Annotated in this window: 5 protein-coding genes; all 5 read left to right on the top strand. The window is 42.0% G+C overall.

Annotated features, from left to right (window positions below; genetic code table 11):
• Positions 1 to 145: 145 nt before the first annotated feature.
• The 5 genes from BUB85_RS20640 (at position 146) to BUB85_RS20620 (ending at position 2,973) form a co-directional block, all read left to right on the top strand.
• The gene (locus BUB85_RS20640; RefSeq protein WP_242945513.1) at positions 146 to 412 is read left to right on the top strand and encodes a hypothetical protein; all 267 of its coding nucleotides are present in this window, start codon (positions 146 to 148) and stop codon (positions 410 to 412) included.
• 24 nt (positions 413 to 436) lie between these two features.
• Positions 437 to 961 carry a flavodoxin family protein gene (locus BUB85_RS20635; protein WP_008119059.1) on the top strand — a complete coding sequence of 175 codons (525 nt, stop codon included), beginning with the start codon at positions 437 to 439 and terminating at the stop codon, positions 959 to 961.
• 75 nt (positions 962 to 1,036) lie between these two features.
• A complete protein-coding gene (locus tag BUB85_RS20630; RefSeq protein ID WP_009300563.1) occupies positions 1,037 to 1,246 on the top strand; it encodes a DUF6219 family protein in 210 nt (69 codons plus the stop codon).
• Between the two features lie 257 nt (positions 1,247 to 1,503).
• The gene (locus BUB85_RS20625) at positions 1,504 to 1,866 is read left to right on the top strand and encodes a hypothetical protein (protein ID WP_002584990.1); all 363 of its coding nucleotides are present in this window, start codon (positions 1,504 to 1,506) and stop codon (positions 1,864 to 1,866) included.
• 210 nt (positions 1,867 to 2,076) lie between these two features.
• A complete protein-coding gene (locus tag BUB85_RS20620) occupies positions 2,077 to 2,973 on the top strand; it encodes a DUF6017 domain-containing protein (RefSeq protein WP_073113344.1) in 897 nt (298 codons plus the stop codon).
• Positions 2,974 to 3,046: the final 73 nt, after the last annotated feature.

Here is a 3,046-nt window from a genome sequence, read left to right as displayed (position 1 = left end):
GCATGGAATAAATGCTTTTACAGCAATCAGAGAAGCCCTTTTAGGGAATTCCGATATCATCTTTAACTAATGGAGTTCTGAACAGTTACAAAAGAAAGATAAACAGGAATCTGCGAGCACCATATCCGAGGAAGTGCAGGAATTTGTGAATCTGACAATTACAGAGCATATGGGGAAAGCATATTCAGAATGGAAGTTAAAGCAGGATAAAGAGCCAGTAAGTGAGATTGATAAGAAATACCAGAAATTACTGGAAACGTTATCCCAAGAACAGGAAGAAGTGATTACGGAATACTGTAATGCAATTTTTAGCAGTGGAGCAGAAACAGAAGAATTTTTCTATCGACTGGGATTAAAAGATGGACTGAATCTGAAAAATACGGTAAAATCTGTATTAGAAATGATATCATGAAATCGGAAGTTGGAGGATACACGCATGAAAATTGTAATCATTAATGGAAGTGCCAGAAAAGGAAACACGCTGACAGCAATCAATGCATTTATAAAAGGAGCATCAGAAAAGAATGAAATTGAAATCATTGAACCTGACAAACTCAACATTGCACCATGCAAGGGATGTGGTGTCTGTCAATGCTCTAAGGGATGCGTCGATAAGGATGATACAAATCCTACAATTGATAAAATTGCTGCCGCAGATATGATCCTTTTTGCTACACCAGTTTATTGGTGGGGAATGTCAGCACAATTGAAACTTATCATTGATAAGTGCTACTGCCGTGGATTGCAGTTAAAAAATAAAAAAGTTGGCACGATTGTTGTAGGCGGTTCTCCCGTAGACAGTATCCAGTATGAGCTGATTGATAAGCAGTTTGACTGTATGGCAAAATATCTTTCATGGGATATGCTTTTCAAAAAATCATATTATGCAACAGCCAGAGATGAACTTGAAAAAAACAAGGATTCCATGAACGAACTTGAGGGGATCGGAAAAAATTTATAAAGCACGTTCCAAATTCCTGTTTGCATATTTCATCAAACGGTACATATTAAAATTAACACAAAGGGAGATGTTAGAATGAAAGCTCATGAATATTGGTCTGTCGGAGCATTGATAACGATGCTAGGAACTTTTTATAGCGGATATAAAGGTTCAAAATCAAGCCATAAATATTTTGCGGCAAGTTCTTTGCTTTGTATGATTATGGCTATTTACACAGGTCATAAGATGATATCTAAAAACAAGAAAACAAAGAAAGAACCAATATCATTAGGAAATGAAGAATAATACAATCAACCTTGTGCCCAGTGGGCACGAAGTTGGCATAGTCACTATGGTGTCAGGAGAAATCCTGGCATCTTTTTTTTATTGATTTGATAGACGGAAATCTTCTTATAAGCCCGCGCAAGTGTTTATAAAACCTCGCGAAAATGGCTTAAAATCAAGGTTTTCTGCATATCGTCATTTATCTTGCCATATCTCCGTATAAGATGATTTTGTAAGACCGGGCACCATTTTGGCACCACAAATTATAGGAGGACGACATGAAAAACGTACTTTTAGACAAGGGTATTATACTCCCGTCCGGCGAAATCAGCAAGGATAAGGTAAACCTTGTAACCGGAGCAATCACGCAGCCATTCGCAGAAATGGTATGGGTAACGACAGGCGGCGACATGGAAACCGTAAACCGCTTGACCGACGTACTTGTTACCATGAACACCCCCGCCGACCGGGGGAAGCTGTTCAAAATCATAAAAATGCTCTATGGGCTTATGGGCTTGCCCTTTTCCGAGGAAGCCGAGCCTATGGACGCAGACCCCGCCGTTTTGGAATACTTCATTTTTTCCTTTACGGCAGACTTTGGCGAAGTCATACAAGACCTCATAGCCGAAGAAGCAGAATAACGCACCGCACAGGCGGCGTTTCTCACTTCCCACAAGGAAGAACAGGAACGCCGCTTTTTTCATGCCCTTTGTTACGCAGTAGGCATGAAAAAGCCCTTGATTTACGCGGCTTTGCGGACGCGGTTTTCAGCGGATAAGGGATTGATACCTAAACCCTCAAAATCGCGTTTCTATTGCGTAACAGGTATGCAGCAAAGGAGTGATGAAGCTATGGCAGTTTTCAGAGTGGAGCGCAACAAGGGCTATACGGTTATGAGCAACCACCACTTACGCAATAAGGAGCTATCCCTAAAGGCAAAAGGGCTGTTATCGCAAATGCTGTCCTTGCCAGAGGATTGGGACTACACCCTTGCGGGGCTGTCCTTTATCAACCGGGAGAAAATCGACGCTATCCGGGAAGCCGTTAAGGAACTGGAACGCGCCGGGTATATCGTGCGTTCAAGGGAACGCGACGAGAAAGGACGCTTGCGCGGCGCAGATTATGTGATTTTTGAGCAGCCGCAGACCCCGCCTGTATCGGATTTACCTACATTGGAAAATCCAACATTGGATAATCCAACGTTGGAAAAACCTACGCAGAAAAAACCTACGTTGGAAAATCCAACGCAATTAAATAAAGATATACAAAAGACTAACTTACCCAAAAAAGAAAAATCAAATATAGATTTATCAAGTACCGATTCCATTCCTATCCATTCCCTAAATCCCTTGCCTTACGACGGGGAAGCGGCAGAGCCGCCGGAACGGAAACGAAAGGAAGCGACAGACGCATACAGCGTTTATGAGGAAATCATCAAGGACAATATCGAGTACGACCATTTTGTACGCTACGGGCAGGTAGACAAAGACCGTCTGGACGAAATTGTTTCGATTATCCTTGAAACGGTATGCAGCAAGAGAAAGACAATCCGTATCGCCGGGGACGATTACCCGGCAGAGCTTGTCAAGGCAAAGTTTATGAAGCTCAACAGCAGTCACATTGAATTTGTCTTTGACTGCATGAAAGAGAATACCACCAAAATCCGCAACATCAAACAGTACCTTAAAGCGGTGCTGTTCAATGCGCCGAATACCATTGACAGCTATGATATTGTCAATATTGGTTGACACATTTATCTCAAAGATATCACTGACTATGCAGCCAGGTCCAAAGATTGATAGTATCTCTGGCGCTTGATGA

Source organism: Hespellia stercorisuis DSM 15480 (assembly GCF_900142165.1).
Classification (GTDB): domain Bacteria; phylum Bacillota; class Clostridia; order Lachnospirales; family Lachnospiraceae; genus Hespellia; species Hespellia stercorisuis.
Note: the sequence above shows the minus strand (reverse complement) of the source record. Positions and strands in the feature narration are given on the sequence as shown.

Coding starts and splice junctions, on each gene's coding strand:
- BUB85_RS20635 (WP_008119059.1), top strand. CDS start 437: ATGAAAATTGTAATCATTAATGGAAGTGCCAGAAAAGGAAACACGCTG.
- BUB85_RS20630 (WP_009300563.1), top strand. CDS start 1,037: ATGAAAGCTCATGAATATTGGTCTGTCGGAGCATTGATAACGATGCTA.
- BUB85_RS20625 (WP_002584990.1), top strand. CDS start 1,504: ATGAAAAACGTACTTTTAGACAAGGGTATTATACTCCCGTCCGGCGAA.
- BUB85_RS20620 (WP_073113344.1), top strand. CDS start 2,077: ATGGCAGTTTTCAGAGTGGAGCGCAACAAGGGCTATACGGTTATGAGC.